The organism is Peribacillus sp. Hz7 (genome assembly GCF_042136355.1).
In the GTDB taxonomy this organism is placed as follows: Bacteria; Bacillota; Bacilli; order Bacillales; family DSM-1321; genus Peribacillus; species Peribacillus asahii_A.
On sequence record NZ_JBHHJV010000001.1, the window covers coordinates 680,719 to 704,456 of the forward strand.

Consider the following 23,738-nt stretch of genomic DNA (forward strand, 5'->3'; position numbering starts at 1 on the left):
GCCTTGCTCTGTATATTACTGTATGTATTTTGGATTCACTTGATACAGGGGAATTTAAGAGGTCGTAAAGCACTTTTAAAAGTGCTATCAGTTTGATTTAATTTTCTGGTATTCATTCAATAAAATATCTAACTTTTGACTGTACTTAATCGTATCAGAATGCGTAAGTCCTTTTGATATTCCAATAGTAATCATATGAGTTCTCAAATAACAAATGGAAGTTTCCAGATGTTTAAGAGATGAAGTTTTTGTATTCATGACTTACCTCCTGCTGATTTGTGACTAAAAACCAAAATTAAATAAATATTTAACATTATAAACTAATTATTACAAAAATGTAATGATACGATGAAAAATTTTTAGAGTGTTTAGTCTATGGAATCGACTGTTATTAACAATATTTAATAAAAATAAAAAAGAGAAGAAGTTGAATGTATCCAGTGTGTCTTGTGTGTGAAAGTAGATAGAGAAGAATATGGTTCGGCTACAGAAAAGCCGTGAAAGCTTATCAGGAGAGTAAGGGACTTGTTGTAGATGGCATTGTCGGTATCAAGAATTGGGACATACTGTTCTAAATAATTGTATAAAAACTGTTCAAGTTGTTATAATAGTGAAGCTTCTTTCTAGCGACGGATGCGACCCCTTCTCCATAATAGGAGAGGGGATTTTTAGTTTTTTATAAGAGGTACCATAATAATTTTTTATTTGTCTTCTTTTTAGTTGGATTTTTCGTAAAAATTGTTGCTTCTAAAATATTAAGGTTAATGGTGAAGCTGATGAACCAGTATTTCCAGTTGGGCAGGGTAGGCACTATGATGTTTACTTTTTTGATAATCCCACTAATTTAAATGTGAAGAAGTACAAAATGTTAGCCACTCATAAGAAAACCAAAGAGACTGTTCAACTTTATGAATGGGAGATTGACAATAACAAAAGTGGTGCGAAATTCTCCTTAGATAAACCAGGACTTTGGAAGAGTGATGTTTCTATTGATGAAGAGCTATTAACCAGTTTTATTGTCAAGGCAGAAAATTAGAGAATTAACGAAATGAACCCGTTCACCTTCGGAATTATGTTTGTGAGAGCAGAAGTAAAATAAATTGTGTCATTAATCTATATGGAACATAGAATAAATTAACCCATTTAAGTACCTCCTTAAAACAAATAAGGAGTGATAGTATGTCTGGCGTTCGTAGAGATGATTGTTGTGATGGATTTGACAGAGGCTGTGGATTTGGTGGTGGATTTGCCTTTTTAGTTGTATTGTTTATTCTCTTAATTATCGTTGGAGCTAGTTTCTGCGGTGGATTTGGTGGCGGATATGCTGCTCCAGCCTATGGATATGGTGCATACTGTTAAAAATGAAAAGCTGCCCTTTTGGGCAGTCTTTTTATTTTTAAAGTCTCATTTTAATTTAATAAAAAACATGGATAAAAATAGCATAAAAAAGTTGTTGCCTTTTATGCTCATTTTTATACGAGCGATGTATGGGATAAGCAAAAATCTTGCATTAATTGTTTGGGATCATACTGATGCGCTTGAACTGAGTTATAGCATAGAAACAGCTATTATGAGCACGATAATGAAAGAGCATTTTAAGTAATAAATAATAATTATTGGAGGCTTTTTTTATGACACAACTAAATCAACAGTTGTTATTGCCAGAAGTGGCTCAATCTGTTCAACAAGCTGTGAAACAAGCGCAATCTAGTACAAGCGAACAGCAAATGCAACAAGCGCAAGAAGCTGTCCAACAAGCGCATCAACAATTACAAAGTATTCAACCTTCTACTCTTCAGGAACAACAGCAATTGGAACAATTGCAGCAAGATGTCCAAAAGGCCTATCAAAAGTTGCAAATAGAAAGTCAGCAATTACTTCAAGCGCAGCAATTAGTACAAACTGAAAATCAGCACTTACAGCAAGCACAGCAACAACTTAAAAAAGAACAACAAGATGTTCAACAAGCGCAACAAGAATTTCAACAGGCGCAAGCTATTGCAACGGCATATCAAAATAGCCATCAACCGTAAAATGAATGTTTTGAGGGATGAAAAGAGTGAACATTTAATTTATTAAGTGCTCGCTCTTTTGTTTTGCCTATTAAGTAAAAGAGTATGTACAGAAAATCAAACATAGGATTGTCGTGATAAGGAAGAAGGATGGCGAATTGTTAAATGATATTGCTGACAGCAGGCCAATTTTGGACTTATTTGCTTGGCTCTATAAAATGAGAGAGAAAGCACAGAGGGAATATTAGGACTGGCTAAGAAAAAGGCTAACTTTTTGTACTAAGGCTCACATGTGTCTTTTAAGTATTGTGAAATTATTGATATTATGACGTAATTTACTTGTCGACAAAAACCGACAAAAAATTTATGATAAGTAGAGTAATAATGTTATTACTTTAATTGCTTTTTTTTTTCATAAACGGTCAGTTTCTTTTTAGTACTGGCCGTCTTTTTTTTAGAAATATCCTCAAGGAGTTTTTGGTATGAAACAAATAGACATTGATAAATTATTGGAGGATACAGGTAATGCAGTCGGTGAGACTTGTTTTGTAGATCGAAAAAGAGTAGATATTGATCAATTGCTTGAGCAAACAACAGATTTGTAAGAAGCTTAGAAGTCTGTCAATAATTAGATTCAATGACGAAAAACACCTAAATGAGGTGTCTTTTTTTATACTTTTTAAGTTTGTATGGAATGATGATAATCTTCATTACCAATTATATGTTTGTAAATGATTCGTGTTATGTTAATGGGGGTATCGATGTATTTCTACATAGAAGCCTGTACTATTCGAACTGTTGAAGCTTTAAGCGCTAGCGGTTTTTTATCTTTTATCAAATATATTGACATACGCTCTTCAATAGATTTTGATGTAATTATATATTAAATGGAGGAGGTATACACAATGTCTGAAAAACGTCAGCATGTTTTACATATAGTAGATTTTGTCACAACGGGATTTAACACTACTTTTGTGAAAATAAAGGGTTATGATGCCATTTTAGAGAGAGAATTTGAAGGAGAAGTTAAATTTTTGGATGATAAGCCTTTTGGAGACATCATTCATCCTGAAAGGTCTTTATTATCTCCTGAATGTAGGCAATATGTTCAAGAGCGCTTATTGAACAAATATCATGTAGGGGAATTTAATTAAAGCAGAATAACAATGCATAACAGCTCAACATCATCGAGCGATAGGCAGATAAGTTGGATAATAGAGATGTAGTTAATAAGAAAGAGGGCTGCTTTAGAAAAGGCTATATTATAAGGAGCGTCTCGTTAATTCTTTTATTTAAGGGCTTTGTTAATGAATATTGTTGATTTATACGATTTTTAACAAAGGCTATTTAATATAACCTTAGCTAAAGCGGTGTTAGTAAACTATAAGTAATTAATTGTTGTTAAATTCCCCCCCTCTAAATTAGTTATTTATTCTTATAACCTAAGATGTACGATTAGAACTTTGTGGTCTGTTTTTCTATAGTGCATTTCTGGAGAACCTAGTGCTGAGAAGGTGCGTTTGCGTGAGTATCCTAATATATCTTCAACTTGCTAAGTAGATATAAGAATGTTTCTCTGTTGATTTTTGGCTTCGAATAGATGGGATCATGTCAGAAAATCCATTCGGGTTTATATAATTATAGAGGGATGATGGAAAATAGTGCTAGGGATTGTATCACCTTTCTTTAATAATGTGCATAAAATAATGATGCAGAAGAGGTAAGTTGATGACGTACTTTAAAAATGGACAAGTATGATATCATTGCTAATCTGACATCGCTTATTTAAGGGGAGAATGTAATGGTTAAAGACCTCTTAACGTTACTGGCCGGTTTTTTATCAGCTTTATTATTTTTCCTAAGTACGATTGGAATTAAATTGGACTGGTTTACTGAGGACAGTATTAGTGCATTTATTTGGCTGCTATCAGCATTTATCACATTGGTTGTTAATATGTATGCGGTATATAAAAACACATATGTGTTGACGAAAAAAGCAAGAATTCAAAAGGAAGAATTAGAGAAAAAAGGGTTAAAATAAAAAAAAAGCGCGAGTTGCGCTTTTATTGAATATGACGATATAATCCAATGACTTTTCCGAGAATAGTTACATCATGTAAAAGAATTGGTTCCATAGTGGAATTCTCAGGTTGCAATCGGATGTAGCTTTCCTCTTTAAAAAATCGCTTTACCGTAGCTTCATTTTCCTCTGTCATGGCTACGACAATATCCCCATTATTAGCTGTTTTTTGCTGTTTAACAATCACATAATCTCCGTCAAGAATACCTGCTTCAATCATGCTTTCACCCATAATTTCTAACATAAACACTTGTTCATCATGAGGAGCCATATTCGCTGGCAGAGGAAAATATTCTTCAATATTTTCGATTGCGGTAATAGGCAGGCCAGCTGTAACCTTTCCAAGAAGTGGAACATTAATAACGTTGCTTTGTGGGATTTGGCTGTCTTTATCTAGATCAAGGATTTCAATAGCTCGTGGTTTTGTAGCATCACGTCTAATTAATCCTTTACTTTCTAAGCGTGATAAATGTCCGTGCACGGTTGAACTAGAAGCAAGACCAACTGCTTCGCCGATTTCTCTTACAGATGGTGGATATCCCTTTTTTTGGACTTCCTCTTTTATAAAATTAAGAATATCTTGTTGACGTTTGGATAGCTTTGTCATTTGAAACACCTCTTCTCCTCATCTTTTTTCTATAGTATACCATGATGTGTTATAGGGTACAAACATAAGTTCTAGATTAAATATTGACAGGAATATTTGTTCGCTTTATAATTCGAATTAACAGAACAAACATTCGTGGCGGAGGGGTTTTCATTGAAGGCTTTTTATAAAAAGTATTTTTATACTATCGTGGTAGCAGGTGCTGTGTTTCTTTTATCAATCTTATTCTCTCTTACAATTCAAGAAGACTCTTCAGCACATTTCCAGTCCATTCTCATAGAGGAAGGCGATACATTATGGAGCATCGCTAATCGGTATGAAGAAAGTCATTTGACAAAAGCGGAATTCATTGATTGGATAGAAGAATATAATGAAGTACGTGCAGATGCTTTGCAGCCAGGTGAAACAATCATCATCCCTGTTACTCAGGATGAGCATATTCAAAGTATGGCAAGTGCTGAATAAAGGTAGGTAAGTTATGAAAGCAGTCATTTATTGTCGAGTCAGTACGGAAAAAGAATCTCAAACAACCTCTTTAACTAGACAAGAAGAAGAGCTTATCAAGTTAGCCAACAAACTAAATATGGAAGTTGTTCATATTGTGAAAGAGCAAGCTAGTGGATATGAGCTGAATCGTGATGGCATTTTTCAAATGCTAGAATGGTTTAAAAACCAAGAAGCAGATACTTTACTTATTCAAGATGAGACAAGATTAGGCAGAGGAAATGCAAAAATCGCTCTTTTTCATCTGATTTTAAAGGAAGGTATTAAGATTTATACGTTAACACATGATGGTGAAATGGAATTGTCAGATGCAGATGCTATGGTTATTCAAATCGTAAGCATTGTAGAAGAGTATCAAAGAAAACTACATAATTTAAAAATTAAGCGTGGTATGATTCGAGCGGTGGAGAATGGGTATCGTCCGCAAAAAAACCTTTCAAATCGAGGGCAGGCTGGTGGAAGAGATCGTAAAGAAGTGCCGATTGAAGAGATTGTTCGATTGCGGGTCAATGGACTTACTTTTGCTGATATTGCTGCAACATTAAGAGGATTTGGCTATAACGTGTCAAAAGCAACCGTTCATCGGCGTTTTCTTGAATACGCGCAAACAAGTGAGGACAATGAATCAGAGAACTTGTAATTTTGCTTCTTTTTTAATACGATGTGAGTATCTGTTATATATAGAAGGAGCGAGAGCATGCTATCAAAAGAAAAATTAGCTCGTATTAATGAGTTATCTAAAAAATCTAAAGAAGTCGGCTTAACAATGGAAGAGGCAAAGGAGCAAACGAAGCTCCGGAGCGAATATTTAGAGACGTTTCGACAATCTATGTCTAATACGTTGGAGCATATGACTGTTATTGATCCAGAAGGAAAAGACGTAACTCCACAAAAAATTAAAGATATTAAAGCAAAAAGAAGGTTACATTAAGTGAAAGAGAAAAAAGAATACACACTAGTTGTATTCTTTTTTTATGTAAAGTTCTCATGATTTTAGTTGTTATATTGGGAATGTCACTATAATATAAAGAAGTACATATAAGGAAAGGAAGTTTTAAAAATGTCAGAAAAAATCGATGCATTAGCCATCAATACGATTCGAACATTGTCGATTGATGCAATTGAAAAAGCTAATTCAGGTCATCCTGGTATGCCAATGGGAGCAGCGCCAATGGCGTATACATTATGGACTCAATTTATGAACCATAACCCAAAAAATCCAAACTGGTTTAACAGAGACCGCTTTGTACTTTCAGCAGGTCATGGTTCTATGCTTTTATATAGCTTACTTCATTTATCTGGATATGATTTATCATTAGATGATTTAAAGAATTTCCGTCAATGGGGAAGTAAAACACCAGGACATCCAGAATACGGTCATACAGCTGGAGTAGATGCGACAACAGGTCCACTTGGACAAGGGATTGCGATGGCAGTTGGGATGGCAATGGCAGAACGTCATTTAGCTGAAACGTATAACCAAGATGGCTATAATGTAGTTGACCATTTTACATATAGTATTTGTGGCGATGGTGATTTAATGGAAGGTGTTTCAGCAGAAGCGGCTTCACTAGCTGGTCACTTAAAATTAGGTCGCTTAGTCGTGTTATATGATTCAAACGATATTTCATTAGATGGTGATTTAGATAAATCATTTAGTGAAAGTGTAGCTAAGCGTTTCGATGCATATGGTTGGCAGTATTTACGTGTCGAAGATGGCAATGATTTAGGTGAAATTGCGAAAGCGATTGAAGAAGCGAAAGCGGATGAGAATCGTCCGACATTAATTGAAGTGAAAACAGTCATTGGATATGGTTCACCAAACCGTTCTGGTAAATCATCTGTTCATGGTGCGCCACTAGGTGCAGATGAATTAAAATTAACAAAAGATGCTTACAAATGGACGTTTGAAAAAGATTTCCACGTTCCTGATGAAGTGTACAGCTACTTTACAGAAGCATGTGTACAAGCAGGAAGTCAAAAAGAGCAAGCGTGGACAGACTTATTTGCAAATTATAAAGAAGCATACCCAGAACTTGCTAGTCAATTAGAAGTTGCTGTTAAAGGTGAGCTGCCTACAGGTTGGGATCAAAACATTCCTGTATATGAGGAAGGTAAATCATTAGCAACACGTGCATCAAGTGGTGAAGTGTTGAATGCAATTGCGAAAAACGTGCCAAGCTTTATCGGCGGTTCAGCTGACTTGGCTGGTTCTAACAACACGACGATTAAAGGAGAAGCAGATCTTGTCCCTGGTGAATATAGCGGTCGTAATATCTGGTTCGGTGTCCGTGAATTCGCAATGGGTGCTGCTTTAAATGGAATGGCGTTACATGGCGGTGTGAAAGTATTTGGAGGAACATTCTTCGTATTCTCAGATTACTTACGTCCAGCAATTCGTCTAGCTGCTTTAATGAAGCTTCCAGTCACATACGTGTTTACTCACGATAGTATTGCAGTAGGAGAAGATGGTCCTACTCATGAACCAATCGAACAATTAGCTTCTTTACGTGCGATGCCAAACCTAGGTGTGATTCGTCCAGCTGATGGAAATGAAACAGCGGCAGCATGGAAGCTAGCTCTTGAATCAGAAGATAAACCGACAGCTCTTGTATTAACTCGTCAAGGTCTGCCAACGTTGAAAAATACAGCTGAACTAGCTTTAGAAGGTGTATCTAAAGGGGCTTACATCGTGTCTCCAGCGACAAAACAAGAAGCTGATGCATTATTACTTGCAACTGGTTCAGAAGTGAGCTTAGCTGTGGAAGCACAACAAGCTTTAGCATCAGAAGGTATTGATGTTGCCGTTGTCAGCATGCCATCTTGGGATCGTTTTGAAGCTCAAACGAAAGAATACAAACAAAGTGTTTTAAATCCTTCTATTAAAAAGCGTCTAGCGTTAGAAGTAGCTTCACCATTTGGTTGGGACCGCTATACAGGCGATGAAGGTGATATTTTAGCAATTAATCACTTCGGAGCATCTGCACCAGGCGGAAGAATTATGAAGGAATTTGGTTTTACAGTTGAAAATATCGTTTCTCGAGTTAAAACGTTAATTCAACAATAATAGAAGTCAAACTGACATCGCATTTTGTGATGTCAGTTTTTTTATAGTCAAAAAGTATGGAAGTAAGTGAAGTTTTAGAATGCTTTTTGGAGTAACTAGATTTCTTTCGACAAAAGTTCTGATTTTTTTTTTCAATAAACAACATATCTTTTTAGATGTATCCTATATAATGGAAGTGAATTTTAATATGGTAAATAAATCTATTTTTAGATGGATATAAAAATATGATTTTTCTATGATGTGTTATTAAAAATTAAGTGTGAGGAGGCGTTGGCTGAATGAGAACCTATCGAGTCTATTTAATAGAAGAGGAAGTTGCTCAGCTTTATTTTGGAAGAGAAAGGTCACTTTTCAATTTATTTTTGGAATATGTTCAGACAACGGGATCTTTACGAGATATTTTACACAAGCAAATTGAATATGTAACGAAAATCATTCCGAATGAGCAAGTGAAGAAAGTGATTGAACAACAAAAGAAGCAGAATTTTTGCTATCAAAATGGGGGATATTACTTAGAAAAGAATAATGGCAGGAGTTGTGCAACATTATGGATTCATCGAGATTTTGTGGAGATTCAATCGAGCGGAGATTATGTAGCAGAAACGGCCTTTTTTGAATGCATTCGTAAATGTGGGCCTAGCTTCTTGGCTATTGATTTCGATCATGAGCGTTTTGGCTGGCTCAAGCCGATTAAGGAAAGAAAATTTGTCTAAATAGAGGACTTTTCGGCAGGGAATATTGTATAATAACCTTTGGTCTAGTACACTGATGTTAGACAACAAGAAGGAGGAAATAGTATGTGGTTATACATTCTAGTTGGCTTTCTAGCATTGCTTGCTGGTATTGCTCTAGGATTTTTCATCGCTCGTAAGTACATGATGGACTATTTGAAGAAAAATCCGCCAATTAATGAACAAATGTTAAAAATGATGATGATGCAAATGGGACAAAAACCATCGCAGAAGAAAATTAATCAAATGATGCAAGCAATGAATAAACAACAAGGTAAATAAAACCTTGCTACATAAGGTTTTTAGCATTCTTTGATTGATAAAATAGGATGAACAGTTCGTGAAAAAGGACAAAGACTGAATCCGTCATCATGAATCTTGTTTATTTTTGCTTTATCTTTCATTTATTAATTCGAAACCACTTTTTCTATTGGAAACTAAACCAAAGAAGAGTGGTTTTTTCATGTTGCTAGAGGGTGTTGTAGTTAAAAATTTTTACAAAGAAAAGAAAAGGCATTACTTGATCAAGCAGTTGCTTCAAGTCCACTAATCAATTTAAAAAGAAGTAATATGGTAGCACGGGGCGGGGAACAACACTTGTATCCCGCTTTTTGTTGTCCTAAAAGGCTTTCAACGTGTTCTAGTTAGCTTCTAATAGCGTGGTAACAGGTTTTTTTGAATTAGCCTTCCTTGAATTATATTAAGATTGATTTGTGAATAAATGCAGCGATACTTCCTAGGTTTATAGTTGCTTTAGTAAGAGACTGCTAGATTTTATAGGAGAGTTGAGAAGGAAGATGATTCGACTTTAATGATGGGGTTTTAAGTTCTTTTATGGATAAATATAGTAAAAATGGTTCTTATGTATTAGTATAAATATAGTATATAGTTCATCATAACAAATGTAGGAGGGAAGAATATGCGCAATAGAGGTATTTTGTCATTAGTAGCTATAGGTGTATTAGCTTCATCATTATCGGTAGGCACTGTTAAGGCAGAAGGAAATGAGTTCGAGTTGGCAAGGAAAGCTATTGAACGCCAAGTAGAAAAGCCACTTCCAAAAGGTTTAGTGGATTCGGCTGCATTGAATCAACTGCAAGTAGAAATAAAAGGCTCTGCAAAAAGTTCCGATAAAATGGGTACTGTGAGTCGTGCTTCCAGTGAGGATGATTACACTATAGAAGAAGAGTATAATGACGATTTTAATTCAGCAAATAGAATATCATTTGAAAAAGTAGCAGTCGGTCAATTACTTCCTTTGGGTGATGTAGATGTTTATAAAGTTGTCGTGCCTAGGGGTGGAGTTTTATTAGTAGGTGGACAAACTAATTCATACTCCATTGATCTAGGATTTGGTGCAATGCAAAAAGATTTTGTTGAGAATAGTAACTTAGAATATTTAGGCTATGAGTACGATTATGAGTACGATGTTGAAGCACTAGCGTATCAGGCTAAAAAAGGCACATACTATGTGGGTGTCATAGACCGAGATAACGACTACATTGATAATAATACAGAAGAGGACTTATATGCGATCGGAACTATATTTATAGACAATGTTAAGCCATCTAAGCCAACTGTTAAAAGGGTAGACGATAACGATAAAGTAGTTAAAGGAAAGGCTGAAGCTAATTCAACCGTGACCGTAAAGGCAGGAAGTAAGAAACTTGGGTCTGCCAAGGCTAGTTCAAACGGAAATTACTCTGTTAAGATAAAAGCACAGAAAAAGGGAACTATACTTTCTATTACTGCAAAGGATAAGGCGGGGAATACTAGTTCAAAGGCAACTACTACAGTTGTAAAACATTAAATTCAAATGGGTTTTATATGTAAAAGCCTCCCTTTAGGAAACATGTTCTAAAGGGAGGGCTAATCTATTATCCATTCTATATAAACTAAACTTCACTCTTTATTGCACTGCTTGTCTTCGGATTATTGAGCAGATGTATATGGTTTTACCTCTTCTTTTTCTTTTACTTTATCAATTTTATCTACAAACATCTGAAACACTTTTTTCTTTTCTTCCAGGTCTTTTATTTCTTCTTTCAACTGGTTAAATCTTTGTTCAAACGGTTTATGATAAAGTTCACGGATGTTACGGATAATTTCATCATTGACTGTAGATTGTACAACCTGTTTAGTAATGCTGAATTTATAGGAATAAACCTGAAGCTCACGTTTTACTTCTTCATACTCTTTATCTATTCCATGTAATAACTCACAAATTTCTGTTTTCCACTCTTCTAAAGACTTCTTTACATGCGCCTCCATGGTTCATCTCCCTTTAGTCAACTTCATTATATATACTAAGCAACAAGCTTTTCTTATAAGTCTATCAATTTATCTTTGCATTTTCCTTTCTATACAGTTACATAACAACTTATTTTTATTAAAAGAAGATAACAGGACTGCGTCAAAGTATGAAAGAGAGAAAAAGTAAATCAATTTTGATGGGTTGTCAGGGAAGCGGTAGCTTTTCACAGAGAAAGGCGGTGTTAAGAAGGGGAGATAAACAGGGAAGTTTCATTATTCTTAAAAGTTAAAAATAGGTCAAGCGTGGCAGGATTCGAACCTGCAAAATACATTATTCACTATCGTATAATGTGAACAAGTCGCTCTATCCAGTTGAGCTACACGCTTGCAGATAACAAAGCAATAATCTAATCGTTGCTCTATGTTTCTTATTATGTACTTAATCAGCGTTTTTACTCATACAATTTTTTATTTCTTTACTACATGATTCCCTTTAATTTCATGAAGGTTGGAGTATTCGTACAACAAATCAAAGATAAGCCGAGTTTCTTCCTTATTATAAATGCCTCATCATATTTCGTAAGAGTATAATTGGAAACCAATAAATGTATTTTTATGAAATGCTTTGCTACAATGGATATATACTTTTTATCTAGGGGGGAAAGTATTGGATGATTTGAATATCTTTTTAGCTTTTGGAGCAGGGATACTGAGTTTTATTTCACCATGTTGTTTACCATTATATCCAGCTTTTCTTTCTTATATAACAGGGATGAGTGTAGGAGATATTAAAGCAGAACCGGTTATGCTCCAAAGAAGAAGTTTCTTACATACGCTTTTCTTTTTATTAGGCTTTTCTCTTGTATTTATTGCCCTTGGTTTTAGTACCTCTTTTTTAGGGACCTTTTTTTATGATTATTCTGATTTGATTCGTCAAATTGGGGCCATTCTTATTATTCTTTTTGGTTTAATTATTTTAGGAGTGTTTCAGCCACAATTTTTAATGAAAGATAAGAGGATTGAATTTAAAAATCGACCTACTGGTTATTTTGGTTCTATGATTATTGGTCTCGCGTTTGCAGCAGGATGGACACCTTGCACAGGACCTATTCTTGGTGCCGTTATATCTATGGGGATATCTCAACCGGCTTCTGCGATGTATTATATGATTGCTTATATTTTAGGCTTTGCGATTCCGTTTTTCATGCTATCTTTCTTTATTGGAAAAATGTCCTGGATTAAAAAGTATAGTTCTAGCATGATGAAAGCCGGTGGGTACTTAATGATTGTAATGGGAGTCGTGTTGTTTTTTGATTGGATGACCAAGATTATTAGTGTTTTATCTAGTCTATTTGGAGGGTTTACAGGATTTTAATGGGGATTTTAAACAAATTGTAACATAATATATCTTGATTAAAGGACTTAAGTCTTATATTCTAAAGATACTTTCTAGTTTTTGTATAGATATAGAATAAGATAGTGCTTCGTTGTATGAAATGAGGAGGAATAATCATGGCAAAAATATTAGTAGTAGATGACGCAAAGTTTATGAGGATGACCCTTTCTAACATATTGAAAAAAGCTAATCATCAAGTAGTTGGTGAAGCTGAAAATGGACAGGAAGCGATTGAGCGATATCGAGACTTAAATCCAGACCTTGTAACAATGGATATTACCATGCCGATTATGAGCGGGTTAGATGCGGTAAAAGGAATTAAACAGGAATTTCCTGCAGCTAAAGTGATCATGTGTTCTGCAATGGGGCAACAGAAAATGGTCGTTGAAGCGATTGAAGCAGGTGCCAAGGATTTTATTGTGAAACCTTTTGATGAGGGTCGAGTAATCGAGGCTATAAACCGTACTCTTAGTTAAAGTGTGTCTTCTTGCTTATCTGAATTAGGTAATATATACTTTTATTCGTAATATTATAATGTTACCTAATTTAGTTAAAGGAATGATAGATGGTGATTTATATATCCGCGATAATTGCTATTATTATGGGGATTACTGTATATAAGTTCAGGATGACCGAAACCGAAAGACCTGTGAATGTGAAGAAGATTATTTTGCCGCCTCTATTTATGAGTACGGGGGCTTTAATGTTTATTTTTCCGATGTTTCGCATAACCAGTTATGAATTTATAGAAGCATTTACAGTAGGGCTGTTATTTTCGATTTTATTAATTAAAACATCCAAGTTTGAAGTGAGAGACAATCAAATTTATATGCAGAGATCGAAAGCGTTTGTATTTATTTTGGTTGCTCTTTTATTAATTCGCTTAGTTGCTAAAATTATATTAGGAAGTACACTAGAATTTGGTGTATTAGCTGGCATGTTTTATATTCTCGCGTTAGGAATGATTGTTCCTTGGCGAATTGCAATGTATTTCCAATATCAAAAAGTAAAAGAGTCGCAGTTAGGTAACGGAAAAATGGCTTGATTAATCATATTGCTTAGTATAGTTAATAAGAGGTGAGACTACACAATAGTAGCTCGCTTTTTTTGTTGCTTATGAATAGGAAAGGAGCAATTTCGTTTTCAGGTTGCATGTAGCAATTATTTACATATGGAGTAATATTAATAATTCGTTAATAGTTGGTTAAGGTTTTGTTAACAAAAATGTAAGATTTATGATCAAGGTTTATAGTTCTTTTGTTTTATAATGTGATTAACTTAAATATATTATTATGGAGAATGAGGGAACAAATATGATGCAAGTGTACTGTTGTGAATCATGTCAAAAGGGCTATGAGAATTATCAAGACCTTCAACATATTGATTCCATTATAGAGCAGGGAATATGCTGTGTATGTCGAAACGATGCCGCTTATTGTACGCAATGTAATATGTATTATTTTTATGAGGAAGCTCATGCAATAATAGAAAATGAAAGTAATTTATGTACAGAGCATTATCAGAATTTTTTTGATAAAGAGTACAGTGCTACATTAGTGTTAAAATAAACAAAAAACACAATCGACTAAGAAGTTGAATTGTGTTTTTTGTTTTTTAAACAGAAATATGACATCTTTGAAATAAAGTTGTAAAAAAAAGGAACTTTATCTATAATATAAATTAAGAGAATCTTGTACATATGAGGTGAAGATTCATGCTTGAAGGTTGGTTTCTATGGTTTATTCTGTTTTGGGTCCTTACGTTAGTGCTGCTAATGGGAATTGGTGGTTTCTTTATGTTTCGAAAGTTTTTAAAACGGTTACCAAAGCAGGATGGAAAATCCGATATGGATTGGGAAGAATATTACGTGAAACAAACAAAGGAATTGTGGTCACACGATCAAAAAGTGTTATTAGACGATTTAGTTGACCCTGTTCCAGAATTATTTCGAGATGTTGCTCGTCAGAAAATTGCCGGTAAAATTGGTGAATTAGCATTGAAAGAGAAAGCGAACGAAATTACTGAGGATTTAATCATTCGTGGATATATTATTGCAACACCGAAGCGTGATCATAAGTTTTTAAAGAAAAAACTTCTTGAACGGGAAGTGAATATGAGCCTATATGAGCATTTGTTTGAATCATAACAACAAAATGGACAGGTTCTTTAAGAGCTTGTCTTTTATTACACAATAAAAAAGAACGTGTGTACGCTTTTAAATTTAATATGGATATTTTGCTATAATAATAGAAAAAGAAAGGACGTGAGAGGGATGAAGTTTATTCATACCGCTGATTGGCATTTAGGAAAGGTTGTACATGGTGTTCATATGACGGAAGACCAACGATTTGCGCTGCAGCAGTTTATAGAAGTAGTAGAAGAGGAAAAGCCGGATGCTGTTGTCATTGCCGGTGATTTATATGACCGCTCCGTTCCACCAACCGAAGCAGTGGAGCTTTTAGATCAAACATTATATAAAATCAATGTAGAAATGAAAACACCGATTGTGGCCATCTCAGGTAATCATGATTCGGCGGAACGACTATCTTTTGGTTCGACTTGGTATCGTCAAAGCCAGCTTTATTTAGAGGGGAGAATCGTCAATAGTTTTGAGCCTGCTCGGATTAATGGTGTGAATTTTTATAGTGTTCCTTATGCTGAACCTGGTGTTGTGCGTCAAATTATCGGAGATCCTCATATTCAATCGCATCAAGAGGCAATGAAAGCAATTACAGATCGGATTTCTGAAACGTTGAATCCAAATGAAGCGAATGTGTTAGTCGGTCATGCTTTCGTATTAGGAGGTAAGGAAAGTGATTCAGAGCGTGTACTATCAGTTGGCGGGACGGGGTGTGTGCACGTTGATGTTTTTGATGCCTTTGATTATACAGCGTTAGGACATTTACATAGTCCTGATGCAATCCGCCATCCGAAGGTTTACTATTCAGGCTCACTATTAAAATATTCTTTTTCAGAAGCGACTCAGAAGAAGTCGTTGTCAATTATTGAAATGAAGGAGAATGGTGATTTTGATTTACGCTATCGTTCGTTAACACCGAAGCGGGATGTACGTGAAATCGCAGGGTATATGGAAGAATTATTAGACCCTAGCTTCTATCAACATCAACAAATAGAAGATTACTTGAAAATTACGCTATTAGACGAAGGATCCTTGATAGATCCGATCAATAGACTGCGTCAAGTGTATCCTAATGTGCTTCACCTGGAGCGAAAATGGGATGTTATGGATTTGCGAAGAAAGCAATCTTTTTCTTCTATTAAAGATGAACGGAAATCGGAACTAGATTTATTTGAAACATTTTATAATGAAATGACCGATCGTGAATTCGATCAAAAGAAACGAGATGTCATGATTGCTGTGATTGATTCGGTGAAGCAAGAGGAGGGAGAAAAATGAAACCGCTGAAATTAACGATGCAGGCATTTGGTCCATATGCCAATTGTGAAACGATTGATTTTACTGAACTTGCTAATCGCACGATGTTTGTTATTTCTGGAAAAACCGGTGCTGGAAAAACGACCATTTTTGATGGGATTAGTTTTGCGATTTACGGAAAGGCGAGTGGTGAAGACCGAAATGGTACAGATTTAAGAAGTCAATTTGCAGAAGAGCATATGATAACAAGTGTGTCACTGGAATTTAGGCTACGTGGAAAAACTTATTTTATCCAGCGCTCGCCGCAACAAGAACGAAAGAAGAAATCAGGAGAGGGCACAACGACTATTGGGGCGAAAGCAGAGCTCTATGAATTATCTGTAGATGGTGATAAGAAATTACTTGGAGCGAATGTGCGTGAAGTAGATGAAAACATTAAACACATTATCGGAATTGATGCTAATCAATTTCGTCAAATCTTAATGATTCCACAAGGGGAATTTCGAAAGCTATTAACGTCTGAGAGTAAAGAGAAAGAACAAATTCTTCAGAAGTTATTTCATACAGAACAATATAAACGAATTGAAGAGAAACTGAAAGAAGACGCCTTATCTTTAAAAAGAGAATGTGAAAAAAATTTGCAAGCGCGTATGGATTTGTTAAAAAGTATTATCGTTTCCGATAATGAAGAATTGCAAACCGCGATAGCGGCGGCTGAACCGAATGAACAGCTCATCCTTCCTTTATTAGCAGACGAGATTGCAGCCTCCATCCAACAGCGGGATGCATATAACCGTCAACTAAAAGAGAAACAAGAATCTCGTGATTTATTACATCAAGAGATTACAAAGGCTGAACAAGTACTGCAACTATTTGCTGAAAAGGAAAAGCGACATCATGAGAAAGAAGAGTTAGCAGCTAAGCGAACTCAAATAGAAGAATGGAAAGAAAGTTTGAAAAGAGCTCAGAAAGCTTCGCTGCTTGAAAAGCAGGAACAGTATTATTTGCGTGTCGGTAGAGAAAAACAAAATAATGAAGAAGAACTAAAGAAGTTAGCTGTGCAAGCAGATCATCTAGCTGTTCAACATCAACAACTAGCACAAGTATATGAATCAGAGCTTTCAAAAGCAGGGGAACGGGAAGAAGCGATGCGTGCCGTTCATCAGCTGCAGCAACTAAAAGAGTCTATTTTTTCATTTGTTCAACTTCAGACAGACGTTCAACAAAGTGAAGAGAAGTGGAAGCAAAGTATTGTAAAACGAGAAGCAGCAGAGCAAACTTTAGTGGAAAAAGAACGATTAGTTGAACAAATTTTACAAACGAAAGCTGATGCTGAGCAAGCTACATTGCTTTATGCTGAGAAAGAACGGGAAGCGGAAAAGAATGAAGCATTGTTAACAAAGTTAAATAAGCTCTCGGACAGCCTAATTGCACTGGAAAATGCAGAACAACAAAAAAATGAACAACTACAGCAATTAAGGAATAAAATGGATCTGCAGGCTCAAGAGCAGCAGCGTTTTGCGGAGCTTGAAGAAAAATGGAGAGCAAGTCAGGCTGGTTTATTAGCAAGAACATTGCAAACAGGGCATGCTTGTCCAGTTTGTGGTGCAGAGGATCATCCGAACCCAGCCCATTTGCTTGAAGAAATGCCGTCAGAAGCAGATATGAAGCAGCAAAAGCAACGTTTAACAGAAAGGGAAGAGCAAAAACGCAAAAAAGAGAGTGAATTTTTTCAAGCAGAGTCCCAATTTAATTCGTTGCAAAAGCGGGTTCAGGAACAAGAAGAAGAACTAATCGAAATTGTTTCAACTTTTGAGCGTAATAAATTGTCCTCTTATCAACATGATTATCATGAACAAGCTGCTAGACTTCGTTTAGAGTTAGCTCAATTGCTTCAAAAGAAGCAAGCGCTAAAACATTTAGAAGTAAAACTTTTACAAGTAAAAGAAGAGGTACAGGAGCTAAAAGCAGGTCTTATACAATGGAAAGAAATAGAGGACCAGGCTAAAACGGCTTATATCGAACAGAAAACGAAGCTTACAGGATTAACAGAATCGCTTCCAGAACAAATTCGTACAAAACAAGCTTATTTACTTACCTTGAATGAAGCGATAGCCACACAAAAGAAACTGCAAGAAGCATTTGAGCATGCGCAAATGGCTTTACAAAAAGCGAAGGAACAGGAGTCTGCTATTCGTACGGAAAAAGAAATAGTAGAGAAAAAGGTGACCTCCTTACAGCGAGAATTAGATGAGGAACGAACAAAATTCAGTGCAGATATGACAAAGCAAGGATTTGCCACCTACAAAGAGTATGGGGCTGCGAAACGAACTGAAAGTGAAATAGAGTGGATGGAAAAAGAAATTCAACAGTACGAACAGCAATGGCAAACGATTACGAGTTTGTATCATGATGTTGAATTGAAACTTATGGGAGTTACTCGCCCTGATTTAATTAGTCTTCAAGCCACTTTTAAACGACTTAATGAGGAACTTGAATTGCTTCGTCATCAACAAAACGAAGTAACCGTAGCGCAGCAAAAGAACGAACAGATTCAAGCAACATTAATGGAAATGAAAGAGCAACAACAAGAAATGGAAGAAAGGTATAGTATCGTCGGGCATTTATATGAAATGGCAAGAGGACAAAACCCATTTAGAATCACGTTTGAGCGCTATGTACTCGCAGCTTTTTTAGATGATATTTTAAAAGAGGCCAATACACGTTTATTGAAAATGACGAGCGGACGTTATCAATTGTTACGTAAATTAGATCCGGCACGTAGAAATATTCAAAGTGGGTTAGAACTATCCGTATATGATCAATATACAAGTCAAGAACGTCATGTGAAAACATTGTCAGGTGGCGAAAGCTTTAAAGCAGCACTTGCTCTTGCATTAGGGCTTGCAGATGTTGTTCAAAATCATGCAGGCGGAATCTCATTAGAAACGATGTTTATTGATGAAGGATTTGGGACATTAGATCCGGAATCTTTAGATCAGGCCATTGAGGCACTAATGGATATTCAAAGCAGCGGCCGCTTAGTCGGAATTATTTCGCATGTGCCAGAATTAAAGGAGAGAATTGATGCGCAGCTTGAAGTAATGGCTACTCAAAAAGGCAGTCGAACGGCATTTTGCTTCTCAAGTTAGAAGCTATTCAATTTTAATCGTTGTTTGTATAGGGCAAGTATGAAATTTATGAATGCGAATAGTTAATAGTGAATAAGCATACTCAGCACGTATTTGATGATGATAAAGTGAAAAGGGGAAATGAATCACCCGTTCTATTATGTTTGGGTGTCCTTGTTTGGCTGAGCTAGATTTATCGTGCACGGAAATGGTAAGTGCATCATGTTGAAGTCTCACACTAAGATCTTCTGTTTTATAGTTTTCTAAAGCTGCTTCAATAAAATATTCGTCATCACTTTCATAAATATCAATAAAAAATGTTTCGGCATCTAAAATTTGAGTATGAGGATCGAGAAAAAATTTCTTCACCCATTCGTCAAATAATTGGGCCTCTGTCTGTTGTTTCTTGCTGTCTGGTTCTTGCATATTCATTCCCCCGTAACACCTTTTAAACCCTTTAACTTTATTGTATGTCATGAGTTTGTAGAAAGGTTACGGGATAAAAACTTATTTTTGAAAAGTTAAGTGAAAGAATATTTTTGAGTCACAAATGAACAAACGTTATTAAGCAGAACCTTTTAAAAAATGAATGAAAGTGCGGTGGCTGTTGTAGTCACCGCACTTTTTCATTGTACTACATATCATGATGGCTATTATGTTTTTGACGGCTATGGTTTCGATTTTTTACTTTATGGGAGCCGCTTAGTGGGGCGGGTTGTCCAGAATTATTTCTTCGCGCTGATTGCTTATTACTATTATTTTGCTCATCTTTTTTCGTCATTCGTAATCCCTCCTGTTTTTAGGCTAAGTGAATGAATAGTATGGATTCATACGATTTTTCGTATGAAACTGTGGCTTAACAGTGCCTTTTTTTAAGATAAGCAGTGTTTACAAAATTATTCTGTACATATTCTGTCCAAAAGCGTAACAAGCTATGGAAGCAGACTAAAGTAAGGAGTTGAAAGTGAAGTGCAAGATAAATATGATAAGCGACGTGCTTTTCAAGAAGCACAAAATCAGTACAAACAAGCAATAGATACGTTTCAAGGCATGGAGCCTGACAGTCCAGGGTATGGAAGCGAGCTAAAGCATGTTAAGCAAGAGGTGAATGAAGCCTATCAACAAATTCAAACCGCTTTGACAACAGCTTCTGAACACCAACGTGTGCAATTAGAACAATTTGAAAAAGATTTACAAGGCATTATCCAAGCGGTTAATGAAGAACAATAATAAAGATCTTTCTTATGCATAAACAGCATAAGAAAGATCTTTATCTAAAATAGATTATTGATTCTTCTTCCGTTTCTTATTATTTTGCTTTTGAGCTTCTGTAAGAGGCTCGTTGACAGGAAGTTCTGCATTAAAAGCAGCTCCTTTTTGAGCATCTGTTCCGTTCATCCCAGGATGACCAGCTTTTTGTTTCGACATAAAAATCACCTCCAATAATAGATTTCCATATTAAGTATTTTTTATGTAAAAAAAAGTATTTAAAGTATGCGGTGGTTTCCTAGTATAATATTATGGGATGTGAGTAAGGAGAGTTGTTGAAAATGATTCTCAGTATAGAGCTGTTCTTTCTGAAGATTTAAGAGTAAATACATTTTTTTATAAGAAAAACTTATCAAAAACAATAACTTTCTTGTTATTTACTTATACTATTTTTTATATTAAAATTGAAACGAAGGAAAAGTTAGGATGGAAGAAAAAACCAAAGTTTTCGACAAAACTAGCTTTTTTACTTATATGTAGTGTAGACATGGTTTTAATAAAAACCACGTTTTGCTTCTTTGTGCAGAATTTCTGCGAGTTTTAATAGGGGGTAATATTCTGATGACAAAAAATGATGTTTATCAAGCACGTAAGTCCTTTGAAGTAGAAGGAAAACAGTATAACTACTACAGCCTTGCTGCTGTTGAGCAAGCAGGTGCAGGACAAGTTTCAAAATTACCTTATTCAATCAAGGTACTTCTTGAAGCGGTTCTTCGTCAAGTAGATGGCCGAGTAATTACTAAAGAGCACGTTGAAAACCTTGCAAAATGGGGAACTAGCGAACAAAAAGAAATCGACGTTCCTTTCAAACCATCACGTGTAATCCTACAAGATTTCACTGGTGTACCAGCAGTAGTTGACCTTGCATCTCTTCGTGGAGCAATGGCTGCTGTAGGTGGAGACCCACAAAAAATCAACCCAGAAATTCCAGTTGATCTTGTAATTGACCACTCTGTACAAGTTGATAAAGCAGGTACAGCAGATTCTCTTGCAGCAAACATGGATCTTGAATTCGAACGTAACACTGAGCGTTACCAATTCTTAAGCTGGGCTCAAAAATCATTCAATAACTACCGTGCGGTTCCACCAGCAACTGGTATCGTTCACCAAGTTAACCTTGAGTACCTTGCTAATGTTGTTCACGCTAACGAAAATGCTGATGGCACATTTGAAACATTCCCAGATTCAGTATTCGGTACAGACTCTCATACAACAATGATCAACGGTATCGGTGTTCTTGGATGGGGTGTAGGTGGTATCGAAGCAGAAGCAGGTATGCTTGGTCAACCTTCATACTTCCCAGTTCCAGAAGTAATCGGTGTTAAATTAACTGGTCGTCTTCCACAAGGAACAACTGCAACTGACCTTGCATTAAAAGTAACTCAAGTTCTTCGTGCAGAAGGCGTTGTAGGTAAATTCGTTGAGTTCTTCGGTCCTGGAGTAGGTTTACTACCACTTGCTGACCGTGCAACAATTGCTAACATGGCTCCTGAATACGGTGCAACTTGCGGATTCTTCCCAATCGACGATGAAGCAATTGATTACCTACGTCTAACTGGCCGTGATGAAACACAAATTAAAATTGTTGAAGCATATTGCAAAAACAATGAATTATTCTACACAGCTGATAAAGAAGATCCAACATACACTAAAGTTGTTGAAATCAACCTTGCTGACATTGAGCCAAACCTTTCTGGTCCAAAACGTCCACAAGATTTGATTCCACTTTCTCAAATGAAACAATCTTTCCATGATGCAATCAATGCACCAATGGGTAACCAAGGTTTTGGATTAAGCGAGAAAGAATTGGATAAAGAAATCACTGTTAAATTTGCTGATGGTACAGAAACAAACATGAAAACTGGTGCTATCGCAATCGCTGCGATCACTAGCTGTACAAATACATCTAACCCATACGTAATGCTTGGAGCAGGTCTTATTGCGAAAAAAGCAGTTGAAAAAGGCCTAACTGTTCCTGATTATGTAAAAACTTCTTTAGCACCAGGTTCTAAAGTTGTTTCTGGTTACCTTCGTGATGCAGGTCTACAACCATACCTTGACCAATTAGGATTCAATATCGTTGGTTTCGGTTGTACAACATGTATCGGTAACTCAGGTCCATTAGCGGACGAAATCGAAGCAGCTGTTGCAGAAGCAGATTTATTAATTACATCTGTACTTTCTGGTAACCGTAACTTTGAAGGACGTATTCACCCACTAGTAAAAGGTAACTACCTAGCATCTCCAACTCTAGTTGTAGCTTACGCTCTTGCTGGTACTGTAGATATCGACCTACAAAAAGATTCTCTAGGTAAAGATAAAGATGGTAACGATGTATACTTAAATGACATCTGGCCATCAATCGAGGAAGTTAACGAAGTTGTTAAAGCAACAGTTACTCCTGCATTATTCCGTAAAGAATACGAAACAGTATTCACTGATAACGAGCGTTGGAACCAAATCGAAACTAGCAACGACGAAATCTATACTTTCGATACAAAATCAACGTATATCCAAAACCCACCATTCTTCGAAGGAATGTCAGCTGAACCAGGAACAGTTAACCCACTTAGCGGTCTTCGCGTAGTTGGTAAATTCGGTGACTCAGTAACAACTGACCACATTTCTCCTGCAGGTTCAATCGGTAAAGATACACCGGCTGGTATCTACTTACGTGAAAATGGTGTTGCAATTCGCGACTTCAACTCTTACGGATCTCGTCGTGGTAACCACGAAGTAATGATGCGCGGAACATTCGCTAACATCCGTATCCGTAACCAAATCGCTCCAGGTACAGAAGGTGGATTCACTACTTACTGGCCAACAGGCGATGTAATGGCTATCTATGATGCTTGTATGAAATACAAAGCTGATGGAACTGGCCTTGCTATCTTAGCTGGTAAAGACTACGGTATGGGATCTTCTCGTGACTGGGCTGCTAAAGGTACAAACCTTCTTGGCATTAAAACAGTTATCGCAGAAAGCTTCGAGCGTATCCACCGTTCTAACCTTGTGTTAATGGGTGTTCTTCCACTTCAATTCAAAGCTGGAGAAAACGCTGAAACACTTGGCTTAACTGGTAAAGAAGCAATCGCTGTTCAAGTTGATGAAACAGTTAAACCACGTGATCTAGTAAAAGTTACAGCTACTGCTGAAGATGGTTCTGTAAAAGAATTCGAAGTACTAGTACGTTTCGACTCTGAAGTTGAAATCGACTACTACCGTCACGGCGGTATCCTTCCAATGGTATTACGCGGAAAATTACAAGCGTAATTATAGTTGGGAAAACGG

General features: G+C 36.1%; 30 protein-coding genes. 24 read left to right on the forward strand and 6 right to left on the reverse strand.

Translation table 11 applies throughout. From position 1 onward, the window contains the following. Positions 1-87: 87 nt before the first annotated feature. Entirely contained in the window at positions 88-258 is a 171-nt protein-coding gene (locus ACE199_RS03215) for an aspartyl-phosphate phosphatase Spo0E family protein (protein WP_375348547.1), read from the reverse strand. Between the two features lie 239 nt (positions 259-497). Between ACE199_RS03215 and ACE199_RS03220 the strand changes: the two genes are divergently transcribed. The 8 genes from ACE199_RS03220 (at position 498) to ACE199_RS03255 (ending at position 4,053) form a co-directional block, all read left to right on the forward strand. Continuing rightward, positions 498-575, forward strand: coding sequence for a peptidoglycan-binding domain-containing protein (locus ACE199_RS03220; protein WP_375348615.1), 78 nt, complete (start codon positions 498-500; stop codon positions 573-575). Between the two features lie 290 nt (positions 576-865). After that, positions 866-1,036 (forward strand): hypothetical protein, encoded by a 171-nt coding sequence (locus ACE199_RS03225; RefSeq protein ID WP_375348548.1) that lies wholly within the window; start codon positions 866-868, stop codon positions 1,034-1,036. A gap of 143 nt (positions 1,037-1,179) precedes the next feature. After that, positions 1,180-1,359, forward strand: coding sequence for a YjcZ family sporulation protein (locus tag ACE199_RS03230; protein WP_286676528.1), 180 nt, complete (start codon positions 1,180-1,182; stop codon positions 1,357-1,359). Next, complete coding sequence (locus ACE199_RS03235; protein ID WP_375348549.1) at positions 1,313-1,603, forward strand: hypothetical protein; 291 nt, start codon at positions 1,313-1,315, stop codon at positions 1,601-1,603. Before ACE199_RS03230 ends, ACE199_RS03235 begins: the two co-directional genes overlap by 47 nt. 28 nt (positions 1,604-1,631) lie before the next feature. Then, positions 1,632-2,033, forward strand: coding sequence for a hypothetical protein (locus tag ACE199_RS03240; protein ID WP_375348550.1), 402 nt, complete (start codon positions 1,632-1,634; stop codon positions 2,031-2,033). Between the two features lie 461 nt (positions 2,034-2,494). Beyond that, positions 2,495-2,617: a hypothetical protein gene (locus ACE199_RS03245; protein ID WP_286676624.1), complete on the forward strand. Its 123-nt coding sequence runs from the start codon at positions 2,495-2,497 to the stop codon at positions 2,615-2,617. 300 nt (positions 2,618-2,917) lie between these two features. Next, the gene (locus ACE199_RS03250) at positions 2,918-3,166 is read left to right on the forward strand and encodes a hypothetical protein (protein ID WP_252294736.1); all 249 of its coding nucleotides are present in this window, start codon (positions 2,918-2,920) and stop codon (positions 3,164-3,166) included. A 647-nt stretch (positions 3,167-3,813) separates the two neighbouring features. Further along, positions 3,814-4,053 (forward strand): phage holin, encoded by a 240-nt coding sequence (locus ACE199_RS03255; RefSeq protein ID WP_127759959.1) that lies wholly within the window; start codon positions 3,814-3,816, stop codon positions 4,051-4,053. A gap of 22 nt (positions 4,054-4,075) precedes the next feature. Here ACE199_RS03255 and lexA read toward each other — a convergent pair whose 3' ends face one another. Next, positions 4,076-4,699 carry a transcriptional repressor LexA gene (gene lexA / locus ACE199_RS03260; protein ID WP_127759960.1) on the reverse strand — a complete coding sequence of 208 codons (624 nt, stop codon included), beginning with the start codon at positions 4,697-4,699 and terminating at the stop codon, positions 4,076-4,078. A 153-nt stretch (positions 4,700-4,852) separates the two neighbouring features. On the opposite strand from lexA, the gene yneA reads away from it, so the two are divergent. The 7 genes from yneA (at position 4,853) to ACE199_RS03295 (ending at position 10,811) form a co-directional block, all read left to right on the forward strand. After that, complete coding sequence (yneA, locus tag ACE199_RS03265; RefSeq protein WP_164853169.1) at positions 4,853-5,164, forward strand: cell division suppressor protein YneA; 312 nt, start codon at positions 4,853-4,855, stop codon at positions 5,162-5,164. 13 nt (positions 5,165-5,177) lie between these two features. Beyond that, positions 5,178-5,843, forward strand: coding sequence for a YneB family resolvase-like protein (locus ACE199_RS03270; RefSeq protein ID WP_375348551.1), 666 nt, complete (start codon positions 5,178-5,180; stop codon positions 5,841-5,843). 57 nt (positions 5,844-5,900) lie between these two features. Further along, positions 5,901-6,134: a DUF896 domain-containing protein gene (locus ACE199_RS03275; protein WP_119116317.1), complete on the forward strand. Its 234-nt coding sequence runs from the start codon at positions 5,901-5,903 to the stop codon at positions 6,132-6,134. A 129-nt stretch (positions 6,135-6,263) separates the two neighbouring features. Continuing rightward, positions 6,264-8,270 (forward strand): transketolase, encoded by a 2,007-nt coding sequence (gene tkt, locus ACE199_RS03280; RefSeq protein WP_375348552.1) that lies wholly within the window; start codon positions 6,264-6,266, stop codon positions 8,268-8,270. 278 nt (positions 8,271-8,548) lie between these two features. Beyond that, entirely contained in the window at positions 8,549-8,983 is a 435-nt protein-coding gene (gene sirA / locus ACE199_RS03285; RefSeq protein ID WP_127759964.1) for a sporulation inhibitor of replication protein SirA, read from the forward strand. 84 nt (positions 8,984-9,067) lie between these two features. After that, a complete protein-coding gene (locus tag ACE199_RS03290) occupies positions 9,068-9,283 on the forward strand; it encodes a YneF family protein (RefSeq protein ID WP_127759965.1) in 216 nt (71 codons plus the stop codon). 637 nt (positions 9,284-9,920) lie between these two features. Next, the gene (locus ACE199_RS03295) at positions 9,921-10,811 is read left to right on the forward strand and encodes an Ig-like domain-containing protein (protein ID WP_375348553.1); all 891 of its coding nucleotides are present in this window, start codon (positions 9,921-9,923) and stop codon (positions 10,809-10,811) included. Between the two features lie 122 nt (positions 10,812-10,933). Here the strand turns inward: ACE199_RS03295 and ACE199_RS03300 are convergent, their stop codons facing one another. Beyond that, on the reverse strand, positions 10,934-11,272 hold the full coding sequence (locus ACE199_RS03300) for a hypothetical protein (protein WP_252290509.1): 339 nt from the start codon (positions 11,270-11,272) through the stop codon (positions 10,934-10,936). 649 nt (positions 11,273-11,921) lie between these two features. Here ACE199_RS03300 and ACE199_RS03305 point away from each other — a divergent pair. From ACE199_RS03305 to ACE199_RS03335, 7 genes are all read left to right on the forward strand, one after another. Further along, positions 11,922-12,629 (forward strand): cytochrome c biogenesis protein CcdA, encoded by a 708-nt coding sequence (locus tag ACE199_RS03305; protein WP_375348554.1) that lies wholly within the window; start codon positions 11,922-11,924, stop codon positions 12,627-12,629. Between the two features lie 137 nt (positions 12,630-12,766). Next, on the forward strand, positions 12,767-13,126 hold the full coding sequence (locus ACE199_RS03310; RefSeq protein ID WP_375348555.1) for a response regulator: 360 nt from the start codon (positions 12,767-12,769) through the stop codon (positions 13,124-13,126). 89 nt (positions 13,127-13,215) lie between these two features. Then, positions 13,216-13,695, forward strand: a complete 480-nt coding sequence (locus ACE199_RS03315) for a CcdC family protein (RefSeq protein ID WP_252294751.1) — start codon at positions 13,216-13,218, stop codon at positions 13,693-13,695. Positions 13,696-13,963: 268 nt separating this feature from the next. Beyond that, complete coding sequence (locus tag ACE199_RS03320; RefSeq protein WP_375348556.1) at positions 13,964-14,218, forward strand: hypothetical protein; 255 nt, start codon at positions 13,964-13,966, stop codon at positions 14,216-14,218. Between the two features lie 146 nt (positions 14,219-14,364). Further along, the gene (locus ACE199_RS03325) at positions 14,365-14,796 is read left to right on the forward strand and encodes a DUF2621 family protein (RefSeq protein ID WP_127759972.1); all 432 of its coding nucleotides are present in this window, start codon (positions 14,365-14,367) and stop codon (positions 14,794-14,796) included. A 126-nt stretch (positions 14,797-14,922) separates the two neighbouring features. Continuing rightward, positions 14,923-16,068, forward strand: coding sequence for an exonuclease SbcCD subunit D (locus ACE199_RS03330; protein ID WP_252294753.1), 1,146 nt, complete (start codon positions 14,923-14,925; stop codon positions 16,066-16,068). Next, entirely contained in the window at positions 16,065-19,199 is a 3,135-nt protein-coding gene (locus ACE199_RS03335; protein ID WP_375348557.1) for an AAA family ATPase, read from the forward strand. Before ACE199_RS03330 ends, ACE199_RS03335 begins: the two co-directional genes overlap by 4 nt. Positions 19,200-19,202: 3 nt before the next feature. Here the strand turns inward: ACE199_RS03335 and ACE199_RS03340 are convergent, their stop codons facing one another. Together ACE199_RS03340 and ACE199_RS03345 are read right to left on the reverse strand one after the other, a co-directional pair. Beyond that, on the reverse strand, positions 19,203-19,610 hold the full coding sequence (locus tag ACE199_RS03340; RefSeq protein ID WP_164853170.1) for an Hsp20/alpha crystallin family protein: 408 nt from the start codon (positions 19,608-19,610) through the stop codon (positions 19,203-19,205). A 202-nt stretch (positions 19,611-19,812) separates the two neighbouring features. Next, positions 19,813-19,959 carry a small acid-soluble spore protein P gene (locus ACE199_RS03345; RefSeq protein WP_127759976.1) on the reverse strand — a complete coding sequence of 49 codons (147 nt, stop codon included), beginning with the start codon at positions 19,957-19,959 and terminating at the stop codon, positions 19,813-19,815. A gap of 188 nt (positions 19,960-20,147) precedes the next feature. Here ACE199_RS03345 and ACE199_RS03350 point away from each other — a divergent pair, with 188 nt between their 5' ends. After that, complete coding sequence (locus tag ACE199_RS03350) at positions 20,148-20,408, forward strand: hypothetical protein (RefSeq protein ID WP_375348558.1); 261 nt, start codon at positions 20,148-20,150, stop codon at positions 20,406-20,408. Positions 20,409-20,462: 54 nt separating this feature from the next. Here ACE199_RS03350 and sspO read toward each other — a convergent pair whose 3' ends face one another. Further along, positions 20,463-20,606 carry a small acid-soluble spore protein O gene (gene sspO / locus ACE199_RS03355; RefSeq protein WP_119118377.1) on the reverse strand — a complete coding sequence of 48 codons (144 nt, stop codon included), beginning with the start codon at positions 20,604-20,606 and terminating at the stop codon, positions 20,463-20,465. Positions 20,607-21,008: 402 nt separating this feature from the next. Here sspO and acnA point away from each other — a divergent pair, with 402 nt between their 5' ends. Further along, on the forward strand, positions 21,009-23,720 hold the full coding sequence (acnA, locus tag ACE199_RS03360; RefSeq protein ID WP_375348559.1) for an aconitate hydratase AcnA: 2,712 nt from the start codon (positions 21,009-21,011) through the stop codon (positions 23,718-23,720). The last annotated feature ends 18 nt before the right edge of the window (positions 23,721-23,738 follow it).